This is a genomic window from Enterococcus sp. LX10 (assembly GCF_023539285.1).
GTDB classification, from domain to species: domain Bacteria; phylum Bacillota; class Bacilli; order Lactobacillales; family Enterococcaceae; genus Enterococcus; species Enterococcus faecalis.
In genome coordinates, this window is sequence record NZ_CP092784.1 from 455,637 (window position 1) to 475,074 (window position 19,438).

The window sequence follows — 19,438 nt, forward strand, 5'->3', positions numbered from 1 at the left end:
AAAAAGACGATAAGAGCATTACACTTATGAGGAGGAGTTCTACGATGGAACAACAACCATTAACATTAACGGCGGCGACAACTCGTGCGCAAGAATTAAGAAAACAACTCAATCAATATTCCCATGAATATTATGTCAAAGATCAACCATCCGTAGAAGATTATGTTTACGATCGTTTGTATAAAGAGTTAGTCGATATTGAAACGGAGTTTCCTGATTTAATCACGCCAGATTCGCCGACACAACGTGTAGGTGGCAAAGTTTTATCTGGTTTTGAAAAAGCTCCGCATGACATTCCAATGTATAGTTTAAATGATGGGTTTAGCAAGGAAGACATTTTTGCTTTTGATGAACGTGTTCGTAAGGCGATTGGTAAACCTGTTGCTTACTGTTGCGAGTTAAAAATTGATGGGTTAGCAATTTCATTACGTTATGAAAACGGGGTGTTTGTACGCGGAGCAACACGAGGCGATGGAACGGTTGGTGAAAACATTACAGAGAACTTACGAACGGTTCGCTCTGTACCAATGCGCTTAACGGAGCCTATTTCAGTGGAAGTTCGTGGCGAGTGCTACATGCCTAAACAATCCTTTGTCGCATTGAATGAAGAACGTGAAGAAAATGGCCAAGATATTTTTGCCAATCCTCGGAATGCAGCGGCGGGCAGCTTGCGCCAATTAGATACAAAAATTGTGGCGAAACGGAACTTAAATACGTTTTTATACACAGTTGCTGACTTTGGACCAATGAAAGCGAAGACGCAGTTTGAGGCATTAGAAGAGCTTTCTGCAATTGGTTTTAGAACCAATCCCGAACGGCAATTATGTCAGTCAATCGATGAAGTTTGGGCCTACATTGAAGAATACCATGAAAAGCGGAGCACTTTGCCATACGAAATTGATGGAATTGTGATTAAAGTGAACGAATTTGCGTTACAAGATGAATTAGGTTTCACTGTCAAAGCACCTCGCTGGGCGATTGCCTACAAATTTCCACCAGAAGAAGCAGAAACAGTAGTGGAAGATATTGAATGGACAATTGGGCGCACGGGGGTGGTCACTCCTACTGCGGTCATGGCTCCTGTACGAGTCGCGGGAACCACGGTTAGTCGGGCAAGTTTGCATAATGCAGATTTTATTCAAATGAAAGATATCCGTTTAAATGATCATGTTATTATTTACAAAGCCGGCGATATTATCCCAGAAGTAGCGCAAGTCCTAGTTGAAAAACGTGCAGCCGATAGTCAGCCTTATGAAATGCCGACACATTGTCCAATTTGTCATAGTGAGTTGGTGCATTTAGATGAGGAAGTGGCGTTACGTTGTATTAATCCCAAATGCCCTGCGCAAATTAAAGAAGGGCTGAATCACTTTGTCTCACGAAACGCAATGAACATTGATGGCTTGGGGCCAAGAGTGTTAGCACAAATGTATGACAAAGGATTAGTGAAAGACGTAGCGGATCTGTATTTCTTAACAGAAGAACAGTTAATGACTTTGGATAAAATCAAAGAAAAATCAGCAAACAACATTTATACTGCCATTCAAGGGAGTAAAGAAAACTCTGTCGAACGTTTGATTTTTGGCTTAGGGATTCGCCATGTGGGGGCGAAAGCGGCGAAAATTTTAGCGGAGCATTTTGGTGATTTATCAACCTTAAGTCGAGCAACTGCGGAAGAAATTGTGGCTTTGGATTCAATTGGTGAAACAATCGCCGACAGCGTTGTGACGTATTTTGAAAATGAGGAAGTTCATGAATTAATGGCTGAACTGGAAAAAGCCCAAGTGAACTTGACATATAAAGGTCTCCGGACAGAACAATTAGCAGAAGTGGAGTCACCTTTCAAAGACAAAACAGTTGTTTTAACAGGGAAATTAACGCAGTACACTCGCGAAGAAGCTAAAGAAAAAATTGAAAATCTTGGTGGAAAAGTTACAGGGAGCGTTTCGAAAAAAACTGACATTGTGGTTGCTGGCGAAGATGCTGGCAGTAAATTAACCAAAGCTGAAAGCTTAGGCGTGACCGTTTGGAATGAACAAGAAATGGTCGATGCGTTAGATGCAAGTCATTTTTAAGAAGAAAAATTAACGTTGTCAGATTTTATGTAGTAATTTGATGGTATACTTATTTTAGTCATAAAAGTTATATGAACGAGGACTTTCTGAGTTGAGAAAGGAGGTTGATGCTTATGCGCAATTCTTCTTACTTTAACGAAAGGAGCAATGTTTTTGTCCGTTGAAGCAGCGCTAGGACTGATGATTGGTTTTGCAACGCTTGTTGTGACCATTATCTTCGGTATCTTAGCGCTTGTCTTAGACAACAAAAATAACCGTTCATAAGCTTTGAGGAGCTGAACGGTTAAGCGTTTGAAATAAAACCAATAACTCAGTAAGCCACCAGTTCTTATAACTGGTAGTGGCTATTAGAGAGGTATGTTCCTGCATATCTCTCTTTTCATTTTCATAATAACATATTTCCGTCATTTTTGCGAGCGACAAATTATCAATGAAATTCAAGGTTTCATCTAAAATATCCGACCATTTTATGGTAGAATGGGAACAGAGTGAACAGCTGTGCTAAGCTGTTTAAAGAAATACAATCCAATTGATTAATCTGAAAATGAAAATTTCAGTAAATGATAGAAAGAAGGGTATCTATGGCAATTACAGAAGAACAAGTCAAACATGTCGCTAAATTATCAAAATTATCTTTCTCCGAAGAAGAATTAGCGGACTTTACCAATCAACTAGATAAAATTATTGATATGGTGGAATTACTAGAAGAAGTAGATACAACAGGGGTTCCTTTTACTTCAAATGTGAATGAATCAATCAATGTCATGCGTGAAGACGTAGCGACACCAGGAATGGACCGTAAAGAATTAATGCGGAATGTTCCGGAATCAGAGAATGGTTACATTAAAGTGCCTGCAATTATGGATAACGGGGAGGCAGGAGCCTAATGGAAAAATTATACGACAAATCGTTAACAGAGTTACATGATTTATTGGTCTCAAAAGAAATCACTGCAGTTGATTTAACCGAAGAAACATTAAATCGTATTCAAGATACAGAAGAACAACTAGGTTCTTTTATCACAGTTAGTGAAGAAAAAGCAATGGCATTAGCCAAAGCGATTGACTTAAAAGGCATCACTGAAAGTAATCCTTTAGCAGGAATTCCAATTGGGATTAAAGATAATATTGTCACAAAAGACATTTTGACAACAGCTGGATCAAAAATGTTACACAATTTTGACCCAATTTATGATGCGACCGTGATGGATAAAGTCTATCAAGCAGATATGATTCCAGTCGGAAAATTGAACATGGATGAATTTGCCATGGGCGGAAGTACGGAAACGTCTTACTTCAAGAAAACAAAAAATGCTTGGGATCAAACCAAAGTTCCTGGCGGTTCTTCTGGTGGTTCAGCTTCTGCTGTCGCAGCCGGACAAGTCCCAGTTTCTTTAGGGAGCGATACAGGTGGTAGTATCCGCCAACCAGCCGCATTCAACGGTATTGTGGGCCTAAAACCAACTTATGGACGTGTGTCTCGTTTTGGTTTGATTGCTTTTGCTTCAAGTTTAGACCAAATTGGTCCATTGACACGAAATGTTAAAGACAATGCCTTAGCTTTAAATGCAATTAGTGGTTATGACGAAAAAGACGGCACTTCTGCAGGTGTTTCTGTTCCTGATTTTACGGCAGATTTAACTGGCGACATCAAAGGCATGAAAATTGCTTTACCAAAAGAATACTTAGGTGAAGGGGTACAATCGGATGTTCGTGAAGCGGTATTAAAAGCAGCAGAAACATTTAAATCTTTAGGAGCAACGGTGGAAGAAGTTAGTTTGCCACATTCTAAATACGGCGTAGCGGTCTATTATATTATTGCCTCTTCAGAAGCAAGTTCAAACTTACAACGCTTTGATGGCATTCGTTACGGGTACCGTTCCGAAAATGTCCAAAATCTAGAAGATGTCTATGTTAATTCACGCTCTGAAGGTTTCGGAACAGAAGTTAAACGTCGGATTATGTTAGGAACCTTCTCTTTAAGTGCTGGTTATTATGATGCGCACTTTAAAAAGGCTGGTCAAGTCCGTACACTAATCAAACAAGATTTTGAGAATGTCTTTGCGGATTATGACTTAATCATTGGCCCATCCACACCAACAGTTGCCTTTGGTCTAGGGGAAAACATCAATGATCCAATCACAATGTATATGAATGATATTTTAACCATTCCTGTCAACTTAGCTGGGTTACCAGGTATGTCAATTCCAGCAGGATTCTCAGAAGGCTTGCCAGTTGGTTTACAAATTATCGGGAAACATTTTGACGAACATACAATGTACAAAGCAGCGTACGCCTTTGAACAAGCGACAGATTTCCATACGAAAAAACCAGTCATTTTAGGGGGGAACGATTAATGAACTTTGAAACTGTCATTGGATTAGAAGTCCACGTAGAATTGAAAACCAACTCTAAAATTTTCTCCTCTGCGCCAGCGCATTTCGGAGCAGAACCAAACAGCAACACAAATGTGGTTGACTGGAGTTACCCAGGTGTTTTACCTGTCATGAATAAAGGTGCCTTAGAATTTGGCATGAAAGCAGCACTTGCCTTGAACTGTGAAATTTCAAAAGAAACACATTTTGATCGTAAAAACTATTTCTACCCAGATAATCCTAAAGCGTATCAAATTTCTCAATTTGATCAACCAATCGGACATGATGGTTGGATTGAAATTGAAGTCGAAGGCAAAAAGAAAAAAATTCGCATTGAACGGGTGCATTTAGAAGAAGATGCCGGCAAAAACATTCATGGCACAGATGGGTACTCTTATGTGGACTTGAACCGTCAAGGAACGCCTTTAATTGAGATTGTTTCAGAAGCGGATATGCGTTCACCAGAAGAAGCCTATGCGTATTTAGAAGCATTGCGTTCAATTATCCAATTTACAGAAGTTTCTGATGTGAAAATGGAAGAAGGTTCTATGCGTTGTGATGCCAATATTTCTTTACGTCCGTATGGTCAAGAAGAATTTGGTACTAAAGCGGAATTAAAGAACTTGAACTCTATGAACTTTGTAAAAAAAGGTTTAGCTTATGAAGAAAAACGCCAAGCCAAAGTCCTATTATCTGGTGGCGAAATTCAACAAGAAACACGCCGCTTTGATGAAGCAACTAGTACAACGTTGCTTATGCGTGTTAAAGAAGGCTCAAGTGACTACCGTTACTTCCCAGAGCCAGATGTTCCTCGTTTTTCAATTGATGATGAATGGATTGAAAAAGTTCGCGCTAGTTTGCCAGAAATGCCAGCCTCACGTCGTGCCCGTTATATCAGTGAATTAGGGTTACCTGAATACGACGCAATGGTCTTGACTTTAACGAAAGAAATGTCAGATTTCTTTGAAGCAACTTTAGCAAACGGTGCAGATGCGAAACAAGCATCAAACTGGTTAATGGGCGAAGTTTCTGCTTACTTAAACAGTGAAAAAGTTGAATTAGCCGATACTAAACTAACACCAGAAAATCTAGCGGGTATGATTACTTTGATTAACGATGGCACAATCAGCTCGAAAATTGCGAAGAAAGTGTTCAAAGAGTTAATTGAAAACGGTGGAGACGCTAAAGAAGTTGTCGAAGCAAAAGGCCTTGTTCAATTATCTGATCCAGCGCAATTATTACCAATGATTAACGAAGTTTTAGACAACAACCAACAATCAATTGATGACTTTAAAAACGGCAAAGACCGTGCAGTTGGTTTCCTTGTTGGACAAATTATGAAAGCAACTCGTGGACAAGCAAACCCAGGTGTGGTTAACAAGTTATTGCAAGAAGAGCTTTCAAAACGATAAGAAAGTAGCAGGCAAACCATGAAAAAAGCTAGAGTGATTTATAATCCAACGTCAGGAAAAGAGTTAGTTAAAAAGAACTTAGCCGATATTTTATCTATTTTAGAAGAATGTGGTTATGAAGCTAGTGCATTTGCGACCACACCAGAAGAAAATTCAGCACGCAATGAAGCACATCGTGCTGCGCGTGCAGGATTTGATTTACTAGTAGCAGCAGGTGGAGATGGGACCATTAATGAAGTCGTGAATGGGATTGCTCCGTTGAAGCGGCGCCCTAAAATGGCCATTATTCCTGCTGGAACGACGAATGACTATGCACGGGCCTTGAAGATTCCTCGTGATAATATCGTTAAGGCAGCAGAAGTGATTAAAAAAAATCAAACTGTCAAAATGGATATTGGTCAAGCCGGCAAAAATTACTTTATCAATATTGCGGCGGGTGGTCATTTAACGGAACTGACTTATGAAGTTCCGTCAGAGTTGAAAAGTATTTTTGGCTACTTAGCGTACTTAGCCAAAGGAGCCGAAATGTTGCCGCGAGTGAAGCCGATTAAAATGCGCATGACATATGATGAAGGTGTGTACGAAGGCAACGCATCAATGTTTTTCCTAGGGCTGACTAACTCGGTGGGTGGTTTCGAGCAAATCGTACCAGATGCTAAATTAGATGATGGTAAGTTTTCATTAATCATTGTAAAAACAGCCAATATTTTTGAGATTCTTCATTTAGTTGCGTTAATGTTAAATGGTGGAAAGCATGTTGAAGATCATCGACTAATCTATACAAAGACCAGCTATTTACATGCAGAAACGTTAGAAAAGAACAATAAAATGATGATTAATTTAGATGGTGAATATGGAGGCGATGCTCCAATGACCTTTAAAAATATGCATCAACACATTGAAATTTTTGCAAATGGTGATGCACTGCCGTCCAATGCGATTATGGGTTCTGTCTTAACTGGCAGCGATGAAATTGTCGTAGAATCAGAAGACGAAGAGGAAGAAGCATATAACGAAGCTAGCAAAGAATTTGTCAAAGAAGTTGAACGACTAACAGACGAAGATATTGATGGCGATGGAAAGATTGCCGAAAAAGAAAAGCACTAAGTAGTCCGTGAATAGCTAATGAAAGATTTAGTTGATAAGATCTTTCATTGGCTATTTTTTGACTAAGGGAAAGGGTCTCATTCTTTTATTTACCCAAAAAGCTCAAACGGAATTGCTAAATCGCCATGAAAATTCGTTGTTGCTTTTCTTAGGTATTTTCATTAGAATGAGTGAAGTGTATAAAAAGAAGGAGCGACTTATGAAAAATTATCCAGTAAAGAAAAATGACGTCATTGAAGTAGAAATCATTGACTTGACGCATGAAGGTTTAGGCGTGGCAAAAGTGGACCATTATCCATTGTTTATTGAAAATGCCTTACCAGGTGAAAAACTTGAAATCAAAGTCTTAAAAACAGGCAAAAGTTTTGGTTATGGGAAAGTATTGACTGTCCTAAAAAGCAGTGAACAGCGGGTGCCCGTGAAAGATGAAAACTTTACAAAAGTCGGGATCAGTCCGTTGCAACATTTAGCGTACGGCGCCCAACTATCATTTAAAACGCAACAAGTCGAAAATGTTATGCAACGTGTCGCTAAATTGCCAGAAGTCCCTGTTTTACCAACAATTGGGATGAACGATCCGTGGCATTACCGGAACAAAGCACAAATTCCCGTGCGTAAAATTGACAACCAACTACAAACAGGTTTTTTCCGGAAAAATAGCCATGATTTAATTCCGATGGAACATTTCTATATTCAAGACCCAGAAATTGATGCAGCAATTGTTAAAATCCGTGACATTATGCGTAAATATAGCGTAAAACCTTATAACGAATCTGATAATACAGGGAACTTACGCCATATTGTCGTTCGTCGTGGCTACCATACTGGGGAGATGATGGTTGTTCTAATTACGAGAACACCGAAATTATTCCCAATTAGTAAAATTGTGCCAGATATTTTGGAAGCTATTCCGGAAGTAGTCAGCATTGTACAAAATGTAAATCCAAAACGAACCAATGTCATTTTTGGCGACGAAACCATCTTATTACATGGGTCTGAAAAAATTACAGATACTATTTTTGATTTGAAATTTGAAATTTCCGCGCGTTCATTTTATCAAGTAAATCCACAACAAACAGAAGTGATGTATCAAAAAGTCAAAGAGTATGCGGCTTTAACAGGCAATGAAATTGTGGTGGATGCCTATTGTGGGATTGGGACGATTGGCTTAACTTTAGCCCAAGATGCAAAGCAAGTTTACGGTATTGAAGTAATTGAAGAAGCGGTCAAAGATGCAGAAAATAATGCTAAATTAAACAACATTGAGAATGCCACTTTCACGGCTGGTTTAGCGGAAGAATTATTGCCAAAATTAGTTGAAAATGGCTTGCAACCAGATGTTGTGGTGGTGGATCCACCACGGAAAGGGTTAGATGGTCAATTAGTAAACACATTAATTGAAACGCAACCTGAACGAATTGTTTATGTCAGCTGTAATCCAGCCACACTCGCTCGCGACATTGCATTATTAACAGAAGGTGGCTATGAAGCAAAAGAAATTCAACCAGTGGATAATTTCCCACAAACGACCCACATTGAATCTGTCACGTTATTAACAAAGGCGGTGGATTAAATGAATGAAAAAGAAAAAATGTTAGAATTAATTAAAAAGAAACAAGGTGGTGGCCGTTCTAAAAAAATGGAAACTCCCAAAAATGATCGTAAAAACATGCGCAAAGGGCCTAAAATTTTTAATAAATAAGCGGTTATCAGTAAAAAGTTGCCGCCCATTAATGAAATGGGCGGCAACTTTTTTGTTAAAGTATTCCTAGCCAAACAAATAAGTTGTTCTTTTGCTAGTAAATCTGTTATTTTAGACAAAAGACAAGGAGGGCTATTCAGTGGAATATGTAACAACATTAGAAGAATTAGAAGAAAAAATTACAGACAATCGTCTACAAGCCGTCTTTTTGACAGCAAAAAATTGTAGTGTTTGTACAGTTGATAAACCGATTGTCGAAAAAATTTCAACAAAATATGAATTTCCTACATACATTGCAGAAGCTGATAAAAGTCCAGAAATAATTGGACAATTAAATGCTTTTTCTGCACCGACCATTATCTTATACTATGAAGGAAAAGAAATTCATCGCCAAGCTAAAATTATTAACTTTCAAGAAATTGAAAAGAGAGTTCGACAAGTACAAGAAAATAGTTAATCAAAAAGGAAGCCACCGATCACGGAGAGGCTTCCTTTTTGATTATCTCGCTAAATGTTCAGTTTGTTGTTGAGAAAAAAGTTGATAACTGACAAAAACTTCTGCTCTTTTGTTTACTTCTAATTTAACGAAAATATTGTGGATATGTGTTTTTACTGTCCCGATTGATAGGAATAGTTCGTTGGCTATATCTTGATTTGTTTTGCACTCTAAAAGTAACGAAAGCACTTCTCTTTCTCGCTGCGTTAATTGATAGGCATCACAAAAAGGCGCCAAAAGTACGGATTCATCTGATTGATTTTCTTCCAATTTAGCAGCGTCTTTTTCAAGAACCGACAGAGGAAAATCACGATTACAGAAGTAGATAATGGCGATGGAGAGAATGATTGTATAAATATCTTCAGAAACGTTTCGGTTGTTAATTTTAAAGACAATATCAGAATATTGGTCAATGTTAAAAATAACGAAGGTATCTTCCAAAAGAATTGCCACACCGAAACCAATGCTTAGCCAACCAATAAAACGAAGATATTTTTTCGCAAGGGCTGATAAAGGATCTATTCGTAATTGATAGAGCGCATAGAAACCAAGGTAAATTAAAAATAACTGATTGGGTAAATAGTACAACCAAACTTTTAAGGCGGAATTTTGTGAAAATGGAATAGCTAGCATCCATAAACCAATTAAAAATAACCAGACAAATTGATAATTTTTAAAAGGACGACCACTAACAGTATTGATAATAGCCAGATAGGCAAAATTACAACAAATAAAAATGATGGTCTTTAAAAAAGGTGCGGTCATAAAGGTCTGATTATATTCGGTTGCAAACGAATTAATGAACTCAGTCATATAAACAATCACATTGTCACAAATAAAAATAACCATTAAAAAGAGAAGCAATAAAAAAATCGGTTGTTTATTTTTCAAGTAAAGATTTAAGGTAAAGGTTGAAGTAAATGAATATAAAATAATCAACAAGATGTTATAAATAAAAACAAATGTCACGATTGGAAACCCCTTTCATCTTTTATTTTAAGTGAATGATTTTTCAAAATAATTATACCATTTTCAAATCTATGATTGGTCAGAAATTAGAGAGAAATCCGCCTAAACTTTTATAAACCCCTGGTGTACCAACGGTTTATAACCATAAATAAACTTTTTTTAATGAAAAATCACGCCAAAAAAAGAAAGCGTTTTCTAACTTTTGGCGGATAGTAAACTCTTCGCTAAACTTGGTAAAGTCAATGTGTAAACAAAAACAACTTTTAGGAGGAACACATCATGAAAAGAGATTACGTTACAACAGAAACATATACGAAAGAGGAAATGCACTACTTAGTCGATTTATCATTAAAAATTAAAGAAGCGATTAAAAATGGGTATTATCCGCAACTGTTAAAAAACAAATCTTTAGGAATGATTTTCCAACAATCTTCAACTCGAACACGAGTATCTTTTGAAACTGCAATGGAACAATTAGGTGGACATGGTGAATATTTAGCACCTGGTCAAATTCAATTAGGGGGACATGAAACGATTGAAGATACCAGCCGCGTATTGTCACGTTTAGTAGATATTTTGATGGCTCGTGTGGAACGTCACCATAGTATTGTTGATTTAGCTAATTGTGCTACCATCCCAGTCATTAACGGTATGTCTGATTACAATCATCCAACCCAAGAATTAGGTGATTTGTGTACCATGGTTGAGCATTTACCAGAAGGCAAAAAATTAGAAGATTGTAAAGTTGTCTTTGTCGGAGATGCGACACAAGTTTGTTTTTCTTTAGGATTAATCACAACAAAAATGGGCATGAATTTTGTTCACTTCGGTCCAGAAGGCTTCCAATTAAATGAAGAGCATCAAGCGAAATTAGCAAAAAATTGTGAAGTTTCAGGCGGTAGCTTTTTGGTCACAGATGATGCAAGTTCTGTTGAAGGCGCTGATTTCTTGTACACGGATGTTTGGTATGGCTTGTACGAAGCGGAATTATCTGAAGAAGAACGTATGAAGGTTTTCTATCCAAAATATCAAGTGAATCAAGAAATGATGGATCGGGCAGGTGCCAATTGTAAATTCATGCACTGTTTACCAGCAACACGTGGGGAAGAAGTAACTGATGAAGTGATTGACGGTAAAAATTCTATTTGTTTCGATGAAGCAGAAAACCGTTTAACATCTATTCGTGGCTTATTAGTATATCTTATGAATGATTATGAAGCAAAAAATCCTTATGATTTAATCAAGCAAGCAGAAGCGAAAAAAGAACTAGAAGTTTTCTTAGACACTCAAAGCATTTAACGGCCAACTGTCCACTGATTGAAAAAATGAATCAGTGGACAGTTTATAAAGAGAGGAAGAGTCTTCATGGAGGGGAAAAAGAAATTTAGTTTAACGAGTGCCATTTTATCAGTGATCTGTGTGGTTTTCGTTGCTGAAGCAGCGGCGCCTGTTGCTGCAATTGGTAATTCTCAGTTTTTTTGGTGGATTTTCTTATTAATTGCATTCCTATTGCCATATGGGTTAATTTCATCAGAATTAGGAACAACTTATATTGGTGAAGGGGGCATCTATGATTGGGTGACCAAAGCATATGGTCATCGTTGGGGTGCCAGAGTTTCTTGGTATTATTGGATTAATTATCCATTGTGGCTAGCTTCATTAGCCGTTATGACGCCAGAACTGTTAACGACAATTACAGGTATTAAGTTTTCAACACCGATGATGATTATTGTTGAATTAATTTTTATTTGGATTGTGGTTTGGATTAGTTTTTATCCAGTCAGCGACAGTATCTGGATTCTAAATGGTGCTGCCGTAATCAAGATGGTTTTAGCAGTCTTAATTGGTGGGCTAGGATTGTATGTAGCCTTGACGAAAGGTGTTGCCAATGAATTTACCTTGAAATCAATGCTACCAACGTTTGACTTAAGGAGTTTATCTTTTATTTCTGTAATCATTTTTAATTTGTTAGGATTTGAAGTCATCTGTACGTTTGCAGATGATATGGAAAATCCTAAGAAGCAAATTCCACAAGCTATTATAGCAGCGGGGTTAGTCATTGCTGCCATTTATATTTTTTCAGCCTTTGGAATTGGGGTAGCGATTCCCACCGATCAAATTAGTACCGGCAGTGGTATGATGGATAGTTTTAAACTATTAACAGGCTCGACAGAAGGTTGGTTCATTATGTTGATGGCTTTCCTCTTCCTTCTTACGTTGTTCGGCAACATGATTTCTTGGTCATTAGGAGTCAATAATACAGCTTGTTATGCTGCTGAAAATGGTGACATGCCTAAGTTTTTTGAAAAACGTAGTAAGAAAAATGACATGCCAATTGGGGCTGCTTTGATGAATGGTATTGTGGCATCAATTGTCATTGTATTAGCACCAATTTTACCTAATCAAGATTTATTCTGGGCCTTTTTCTCCTTGAATGTCGTCCTATTCTTGTTATCGTATATCCCAGTTTTCCCAGCTTTTTATAAGCTTAGAAAAATTGATCCCGATACACCACGTCCGTTTAAAGTTAACGGAAAACCAGGATTTTTAAAAGTTTTAGTGGTTTTACCAATGATTATGATTATTATTTCACTGATTTTCACAGCAGTACCTTTAGATTTTAGTCCCGCAGCATTAAATGAAAAATTACCAATTACAATTGGGGCAATCATTTTTATTCTGTTTGGTGAAGTAATTATTTACGTGAAAAAAATTAAGAAGGGAACGAAAGAAAATGGCTAAACGAATTGTAGGAAGTACCCCTAAACAAGATGGCTTTAGAATGCCAGGAGAATTTGAACCACAAGAGAAAGTTTGGATGATTTGGCCAGAAAGACCGGATAATTGGCGTGATGGTGGTAAACCTGTCCAAGAAGCTTTTACTAATGTGGCCAAAGCAATTAGTCAGTTTACACCGATGAATGTGGTGGTTTCTCAACAACAATTTCAAAATTGCCGTCGCCAATTGCCGCCAGAAATTACGGTTTACGAAATGTCAAACAATGATGCCTGGGTCCGTGATTGTGGACCATCATTTGTCATTAACGACCATGGAGAAATCCGTGGTGTGGATTGGACATTCAATGCTTGGGGGGGATTAGTAGATGGTTTATATTTCCCTTGGGACCAAGACGATTTGGTTGCACAAAAAATTTGTGAAATTGAGCATGTAGATTCTTATCGTACAGATGATTTTGTTTTAGAAGGCGGTTCATTCCACGTAGATGGACAAGGAACAGTCTTGACTACAGAAATGTGCTTATTAAGTGAAGGTCGAAATCCACAACTTTCAAAAGAAGCAATCGAACAAAAATTATGCGACTATTTAAATGTTGAAAAAGTTCTTTGGCTAGGTGATGGAATTGACCCAGAAGAAACTAATGGTCACGTGGATGATGTAGCTTGTTTTATTGCACCTGGTGAAGTGGCTTGTATTTACACCGAAGATCAAAATAGCCCATTTTATGAAGCGGCACAAGATGCGTATCAACGTTTGCTTAAAATGACTGATGCTAAAGGACGCCAATTAAAAGTCCACAAATTATGCTGTCCTGTCAAAAATGTAACCATTCAAGGCTCCTTCAAAATTGATTTCGTGGAAGGAACCATGCCACGAGAAGATGGCGATATTTGTATCGCATCCTATATGAACTTTTTAATTACAAATGATGGCGTGATTGTGCCACAGTATGGTGATGAAAATGATCGTTTGGCTTTAGAGCAAGTTCAAACGATGTTCCCAGATAAAAAAATTGTCGGCGTTAATACGGTAGAAGTTGTTTATGGGGGCGGCAATATTCACTGTATCACACAACAAGAACCAAAGCGCTAGGAGGGAAACAGATGTCAAAAATAGTGATTGCATTAGGTGGAAATGCGTTAGGAAATTCTTCGAAAGAACAATTGGCAAAAGCACAAACCGCTGCAAAATCCATTGTTGATTTAATTGAACAAGGCCATCAAGTGGTGATTGCTCATGGCAACGGGCCACAAGTTGGCAAAATTCGCTTAGCTTTTGAGGAAACGAGTCAATCTCCAGAAGATGTCGTGCCGTTTCCTGAATGCACAGCAATGAGCCAAGGCTATATTGGCTATCATTTACAACAAGCAATTGATGAAGAACTAGTAGCCAGAAATTTAGGGGAACAACCAGTTGTTACGTTAATTACACAAGTCGTGGTGGATCCAAAAGACCCAGCGTTTACAAAACCAACAAAACCAATTGGTGGTTATTATGACGAAGAAACAGCCAAACAATTGATGGCGGAAACTGGGAACGTCTATCAAGAAGATGCGGGTCGAGGCTGGCGACGGGTAGTTCCTTCGCCAAAACCAGTTGATATTTACGAAAAGGTTAGCTTGCGAACACTTGTTGATGCAGGACAGATCGTAATTGCTTGTGGTGGTGGCGGGGTTCCTATTGCCTATGATGGTCCAGTCTATCATGGTGTAGATGCAGTCATTGATAAAGACTTTGCGGCAGCTAAAATGGCTGAACTCATTGAAGCAGATGTTTTTGTGGTATTAACTGCAGTAGAACATGTTTTTGTTAACTTTGGTCAAGCAAATCAACAAGCTTTGACCGATGTTACGGTTACGGCAATGCAACAATATATAGAAGAAGATCAATTTGCGCCAGGTAGTATGTTACCTAAGGTGGAAGCGGCCATCAGTTTTGCAGAAAGTAAACCAAACCGCCAGGCGATTATCGGGCTTTTAGAATTAGCTTCGGAAGCAATCAAAGGAGAAAGTGGTACACGAATTACACAATAAATTCTCAGTATTTAACTTTCACAAAAGACTAAAACATACGCATTTAGCGGACTAACTTAATCGTTAGAGAGTAGGACATCGGTCGTTTTGACGGATGTCCTACTCTTTATTTTGTCTTTTTAACGAACAAAACTGTTAGTTGTCATGCAAAAATAAACATAGTAAGATAATCTTTAAATGGTATAGGAGGATAAAAATGTCTAAATTTTTTAAAGTAATCGGAATAATTGCTGTTTTGTTAGTCATAATAGGCGCTGCAGCGTATTGGTTTATACTCAAAAAGTTCACTCCTGAGGCAGAAACCCCAGCAATGTACAATCAAGAGAGAATCGTTAAAACGATTGAAGACCAATTAAAAGAAACAGATGTACAAAAAGCTCGTACCAAAGCACCGTTGATTATTGAAAAAAATATCACTGAATTACAGCAAGCGATTGCCAACGGAACATTGACCTATGAAGAACTTACGGCGTTTTATTTGGACCGTATTTTACAGTTCGATCAAATAGATAATGGTATGAACAGCATCTCTGAAATCAATCCGCAAGCAATTAAGGAAGCAAAGGCATTTGACCAGCAAGCCTCTCAAACACCGAAGAAGCCTTTGTATGGTATTCCTGTGACTTTGAAAGAAAATATAAATACGACCAACATGATTTCAAGTGCAGGAGCTTATGCCTTACGCACGTTCAAGCCTAAGGAAGATGCGGAAGTAGTTAAGAAGTTAACAGAGGCGCAAGCTTTGATTTTAGGAAAAGTAAACTTATCTGAACTAGCGAATTATATGTCAATGAAAGCACCAAGTGGCTATAGTTCCAAACATGGACAAACACTTAATCCTTATGGGCCACTCAAAATAACACCTTCAGGTTCAAGTTCTGGGAGTGCGGCCAGTGTGACGATGAATATCGGCGCCTTCTCTTTAGGCACTGAGACGATGGGATCGATTGTTTCCCCCGCTTCTCATCAATCAGTGATTGGTTTTAAACCGACCCACAGTTCAGTAAGTGGCGAAGGTGTTTTGCCATTGGCACCGTCATTAGATACAGTTGGCCCGATTGCCCGAAGTGTCGTTGATGCTGCACAAGGCTATAATGCGTTTAAGAAAGACACGGTTCCGAGCATTGATTCAACGAAATTTACTAAAAATAACTTACAAGGCCAACGCATTGGGTTGCTAGAAATGCCAAGTGCTGAAGAAGAATTTGCGACTGCTAAAAAGGCCCTCCAAAAAGCAGGAGCAGAAGTGATTCCGGTAACACCAGATATGGAAGGGATTGATGGCGGGAAAGTTATTTCCAATGAATTTAAGTTTGCATTGGAAGAATTTGCGAAACGTTATGATTTACCATTTAAAACACTGGAGGAACTAATTGCGTATAATCAACAAGATAAAAAGGTTCGTGCCAAGTATGGGCAAGATTTATTAGAAGCAGATGTTAAAAAGAAACAACCAGATAAAGAAGTCATTCAAGCAACCATTAAAAAAGCACAGCAAACGTTTGATGCGTTGCTAAAAAAACAACAATTAGACGGATATGCTTTTATTGATTCTGAAGGTACGGGTTTAAGTGCCGTGGCAGGATATCCTGAATTGACGGTTCCTTTGGCGAAAAACAGTGAAGGACAACCTTATGGGCTGACTTTTACACAAACTGCCAATAAAGAGCAAACGTTATTTGAGCAAGCTTACAGCTTTGAACAAAGTACCAAAGGACGGATAGTGCTTTCAGACAACGAGCTATTGGCAAACAGTAAAAAAATAAGTAGAGATGAGCAGTAAAGGGAAACTAGGAATGGCGAAACATCCGTATCAAACCTAATAAAGATAATCGACCTACAAATGAAAGAAAATTATTTGTAGGTCGATTATTTAGGTGAGTCGTTTTTTTTTTGCTTTTTTAGGCGAATGTTTTCATGTAATAAGTTAATAAGTGGCCAGATTCGAGAAATAAGGCCGTCAATTTTTAAGCATTTCAATAAAAAGAGTGAACGATGACTGTATTTGAAGCATAAATATGTGTGGTTGCTTCCGCTTTCGCAACATTAATTTGGAGCGCTACCGTCGTAAAGGGTTCTGCAGCAGGAATTATTAGATGGAAACAAATCCATGACTACATAGAAGATTAAAACAAGATGAAGAAAATATTGTGGCAATAAAAGATATCAGAAAGCTTAAGAAATAACTATATGTAGTGTCTTTTTATTTTTTTAATCAATATATAGTATTAAAATCTTCTTTTTATTCCGAAATCTGATTGACTTGTTTTTTAAAACGGAGTACTCTTATTGAGACGTCAACAGAGAAAAGTTTGGTTTTAGGAAGGTCGGAAATTTGTCGTGAATAAGAATTTTTTGGTGAATGATTTTAAAGGTTGGGAAACGAGAAGTTACTTGTTTTTAGCTTTGATGGTGGGGGTACAGTTGATTGCATTTGCTATCAATCCATCGAATTGGATTACGTTAGTAGGTGGTTTAGCCGGCATCATTTGTGTGAATTTAATTGCCCAAGGAAAAGTCAGCAATTACATTTTTGGCTTAATCAGTGCAGTGATTATTGGCTATTTTGGGTTAGTAACACGGGTATATGCGGAAGTTCTTTTACAAAGCTTCTATATTATTATGGACATTACAGGGCTTTATGCTTGGCTTCGGGCTAGCGAAGATGGCTCGGGTCAAGTAACCGAAGTAAAAGTTTTAAAAGGTATTCAGTGGTTGTATGCCTTTTTCACGTGGCTGCTCATTGGCGTAGCTGCATATATTTTGTTAGGCTTTGTAAATGATGCGCAACAAACATTAGATGCAATCACGTTCAGTGTTTCAGCGACAGGAATGTTATTGATGATTAAACGTTATCAATCGCAATTCGTGTTTTGGCTACTAGGAAATATTTTTTCAATTTTGTTATGGTTCCGAGCAGGGACGCACGCTGGTGGTGATTATGCGATATTTGTTATGTATTGTATGTATACTTTTAACTCAATTTTTGGTATGTTTAATTGGTTGAAGATAAAAAATAAAATGGAAAAAAATAGGTAGGGAGTTCGATGGCAGTGATTGTTTTAGCAGGTACGATTGGCGCTGGTAAATCTAGTTTAACAGCTTTAATTGCAAACCGTTTAGGTTCAGAAGCCTTTTACGAATCAGTTGATGATAATGAGGTATTACCTTTATTTTATGCGGAACCGGAAAAGTACGCATTTTTATTACAAATTTATTTTTTAAATAAACGTTTTGATAGTATTAAACAAGCATTAACGCATGAAAATAATGTATTGGATCGCTCGATTTATGAAGATTCATTACTTTTTCATTTAAATGCAGATTTAGGTCGTGCCAACGAAACAGAGGTCAAAGTGTACGATGACTTATTACAAAACATGCTCCAAGAATTGCCTTATGCTGCGCATAAAAAAAGACCTGATTTGTTAGTTCACATTCGTATTTCATTTCCCAAAATGTTAGAACGCATCAAAAAACGTGGCCGTCCTTATGAACAAATTGAGACAGATTCAACGTTGTATGATTACTATCAAATGTTGAACGAGCGTTATGATCAATGGTACGAAGACTATGATGAAAGTCCTAAAATTCAAATTGATGGCGATAAATATGATTTTGTCGAAGATCCTGAAGCGTGTCAATATGTCTTGGCGTTAATTGAGAAGAAAATTGAAGAATTAGAAAGATAAATAAAAAGAAGCAAGTCCGGACTTGCTTCTTTTTGACTTAAAATGTGGATAGATAGGCTAAAGTTGCTACTAAATAAAGGAGTGTAGTGCTAAATTATAGAATCGGATTTTAACCTTCCCCTAAGTTAAAATCGGATAATCTATCCATCGACAGTTTAAGTTTGTATAAAATAGCGGTAGCTATTATCAACGAAGTCATTCATCGGTTGACCTGACTTCTCTAGAAGTATACCATCGAAAATAACCAACAGTTGTTCAAAATTTGGACTTAGTAAGTGTAAATTTTGATTGAAAGTTTCTGTAAATCAATCATTTATTCAAAAAATAATGCTCGAAAGAAGGAAGATAAATGGGCCAAATTTGGTTTGAACGCATTCTACGTTGGCGCAAAAAAGCGCAACGATTTTTACAAGGACGTTATGCCCGGTTTGATGAATTGAATCGAACGCTGTTGCTAACAAGTGTTGTGCTGGCGCTCATCAATATTTTTACTGGCTATCTTTGGGTTCGATTATTGATTTTAATCACAGTCGCCTACGTGTATTATCGCTTTTTTTCAAAACATATTCACCCGCGATTGAATGAAAATCAACGGTTTATTCTTCGAAAACAACGCCTAATGCAAAAGGTTCATGCTTTTCGCAAGCGACACATGACTCAGAAAGAGTATCGTTATTTTAAATGTCCAAAATGTCAGCAGTCATTACGTGCGCCGAAAGGACGAGGAACAATCAAAGTCACTTGTTCAAACTGCCAAAATCAATTTATCAAAAAAGTCTGACCTTCTGTGTTTTTTGGTCTAGGCAACTTTCGGACTTGTGGTATACTTGAGAAAAGA

General features: G+C 37.7%; 19 protein-coding genes. 17 read left to right on the plus strand and 2 right to left on the minus strand.

Annotated features, from left to right (window positions below):
* Positions 1–44: 44 nt before the first annotated feature.
* A complete protein-coding gene (gene ligA / locus MKZ30_RS02260; protein WP_002375948.1) occupies positions 45–2,075 on the plus strand; it encodes an NAD-dependent DNA ligase LigA in 2,031 nt (676 codons plus the stop codon).
* Here ligA and MKZ30_RS13345 read toward each other — a convergent pair.
* Complete coding sequence (locus MKZ30_RS13345; RefSeq protein WP_002382998.1) at positions 2,072–2,287, minus strand: hypothetical protein; 216 nt, start codon at positions 2,285–2,287, stop codon at positions 2,072–2,074. The two genes, ligA and MKZ30_RS13345, sit on opposite strands and share 4 nt — an antisense overlap.
* On the opposite strand from MKZ30_RS13345, the gene MKZ30_RS02265 reads away from it, so the two are divergent.
* The 8 genes from MKZ30_RS02265 (at position 2,253) to MKZ30_RS02295 (ending at position 9,127) form a co-directional block, all read left to right on the plus strand.
* The gene (locus tag MKZ30_RS02265; protein ID WP_306173767.1) at positions 2,253–2,339 is read left to right on the plus strand and encodes a hypothetical protein; all 87 of its coding nucleotides are present in this window, start codon (positions 2,253–2,255) and stop codon (positions 2,337–2,339) included. The two genes, MKZ30_RS13345 and MKZ30_RS02265, sit on opposite strands and share 35 nt — an antisense overlap.
* A 317-nt stretch (positions 2,340–2,656) precedes the next feature.
* Positions 2,657–2,962, plus strand: coding sequence for an Asp-tRNA(Asn)/Glu-tRNA(Gln) amidotransferase subunit GatC (gene gatC, locus MKZ30_RS02270; protein WP_002355569.1), 306 nt, complete (start codon positions 2,657–2,659; stop codon positions 2,960–2,962).
* Positions 2,962–4,431, plus strand: coding sequence for an Asp-tRNA(Asn)/Glu-tRNA(Gln) amidotransferase subunit GatA (gene gatA / locus MKZ30_RS02275; RefSeq protein WP_002419989.1), 1,470 nt, complete (start codon positions 2,962–2,964; stop codon positions 4,429–4,431). Before gatC ends, gatA begins: the two co-directional genes overlap by 1 nt.
* Positions 4,431–5,861 carry an Asp-tRNA(Asn)/Glu-tRNA(Gln) amidotransferase subunit GatB gene (gene gatB, locus MKZ30_RS02280; protein WP_002358703.1) on the plus strand — a complete coding sequence of 477 codons (1,431 nt, stop codon included), beginning with the start codon at positions 4,431–4,433 and terminating at the stop codon, positions 5,859–5,861. The genes gatA and gatB overlap by 1 nt, the downstream gene beginning before the upstream one ends.
* A gap of 18 nt (positions 5,862–5,879) precedes the next feature.
* Positions 5,880–6,968: a diacylglycerol kinase gene (locus tag MKZ30_RS02285; RefSeq protein WP_002383001.1), complete on the plus strand. Its 1,089-nt coding sequence runs from the start codon at positions 5,880–5,882 to the stop codon at positions 6,966–6,968.
* Positions 6,969–7,167: 199 nt separating this feature from the next.
* Positions 7,168–8,541 carry a 23S rRNA (uracil(1939)-C(5))-methyltransferase RlmD gene (rlmD, locus tag MKZ30_RS02290; RefSeq protein ID WP_002355574.1) on the plus strand — a complete coding sequence of 458 codons (1,374 nt, stop codon included), beginning with the start codon at positions 7,168–7,170 and terminating at the stop codon, positions 8,539–8,541.
* Positions 8,542–8,670, plus strand: coding sequence for a hypothetical protein (locus tag MKZ30_RS13295; RefSeq protein WP_002355577.1), 129 nt, complete (start codon positions 8,542–8,544; stop codon positions 8,668–8,670).
* Between the two features lie 139 nt (positions 8,671–8,809).
* Positions 8,810–9,127, plus strand: coding sequence for a thioredoxin family protein (locus tag MKZ30_RS02295; protein ID WP_002383003.1), 318 nt, complete (start codon positions 8,810–8,812; stop codon positions 9,125–9,127).
* Between the two features lie 42 nt (positions 9,128–9,169).
* Here MKZ30_RS02295 and MKZ30_RS13300 read toward each other — a convergent pair whose 3' ends face one another.
* A complete protein-coding gene (locus tag MKZ30_RS13300; protein WP_016614110.1) occupies positions 9,170–10,015 on the minus strand; it encodes a helix-turn-helix domain-containing protein in 846 nt (281 codons plus the stop codon).
* Between the two features lie 399 nt (positions 10,016–10,414).
* Between MKZ30_RS13300 and ptcA the strand changes: the two genes are divergently transcribed.
* The 8 genes from ptcA to MKZ30_RS02340 all read left to right on the plus strand — a co-directional run bounded on the left by ptcA (position 10,415) and on the right by MKZ30_RS02340 (position 19,381).
* Positions 10,415–11,434 (plus strand): putrescine carbamoyltransferase, encoded by a 1,020-nt coding sequence (gene ptcA / locus MKZ30_RS02305; protein WP_002355587.1) that lies wholly within the window; start codon positions 10,415–10,417, stop codon positions 11,432–11,434.
* A gap of 66 nt (positions 11,435–11,500) precedes the next feature.
* Complete coding sequence (locus MKZ30_RS02310; protein WP_249958779.1) at positions 11,501–12,877, plus strand: APC family permease; 1,377 nt, start codon at positions 11,501–11,503, stop codon at positions 12,875–12,877.
* A complete protein-coding gene (aguA, locus tag MKZ30_RS02315) occupies positions 12,870–13,967 on the plus strand; it encodes an agmatine deiminase (RefSeq protein ID WP_002383005.1) in 1,098 nt (365 codons plus the stop codon). Before MKZ30_RS02310 ends, aguA begins: the two co-directional genes overlap by 8 nt.
* 11 nt (positions 13,968–13,978) lie before the next feature.
* Positions 13,979–14,908, plus strand: coding sequence for a carbamate kinase (gene arcC / locus MKZ30_RS02320; protein ID WP_002366182.1), 930 nt, complete (start codon positions 13,979–13,981; stop codon positions 14,906–14,908).
* Between the two features lie 196 nt (positions 14,909–15,104).
* Positions 15,105–16,691 carry an amidase family protein gene (locus MKZ30_RS02325; protein WP_033600687.1) on the plus strand — a complete coding sequence of 529 codons (1,587 nt, stop codon included), beginning with the start codon at positions 15,105–15,107 and terminating at the stop codon, positions 16,689–16,691.
* A 557-nt stretch (positions 16,692–17,248) separates the two neighbouring features.
* The gene (gene pnuC / locus MKZ30_RS02330) at positions 17,249–17,947 is read left to right on the plus strand and encodes a nicotinamide riboside transporter PnuC (protein ID WP_002355593.1); all 699 of its coding nucleotides are present in this window, start codon (positions 17,249–17,251) and stop codon (positions 17,945–17,947) included.
* An 8-nt stretch (positions 17,948–17,955) separates the two neighbouring features.
* The gene (locus tag MKZ30_RS02335; protein WP_002419996.1) at positions 17,956–18,600 is read left to right on the plus strand and encodes a deoxynucleoside kinase; all 645 of its coding nucleotides are present in this window, start codon (positions 17,956–17,958) and stop codon (positions 18,598–18,600) included.
* Positions 18,601–18,949: 349 nt separating this feature from the next.
* Complete coding sequence (locus MKZ30_RS02340) at positions 18,950–19,381, plus strand: hypothetical protein (RefSeq protein ID WP_002355595.1); 432 nt, start codon at positions 18,950–18,952, stop codon at positions 19,379–19,381.
* The last annotated feature ends 57 nt before the right edge of the window (positions 19,382–19,438 follow it).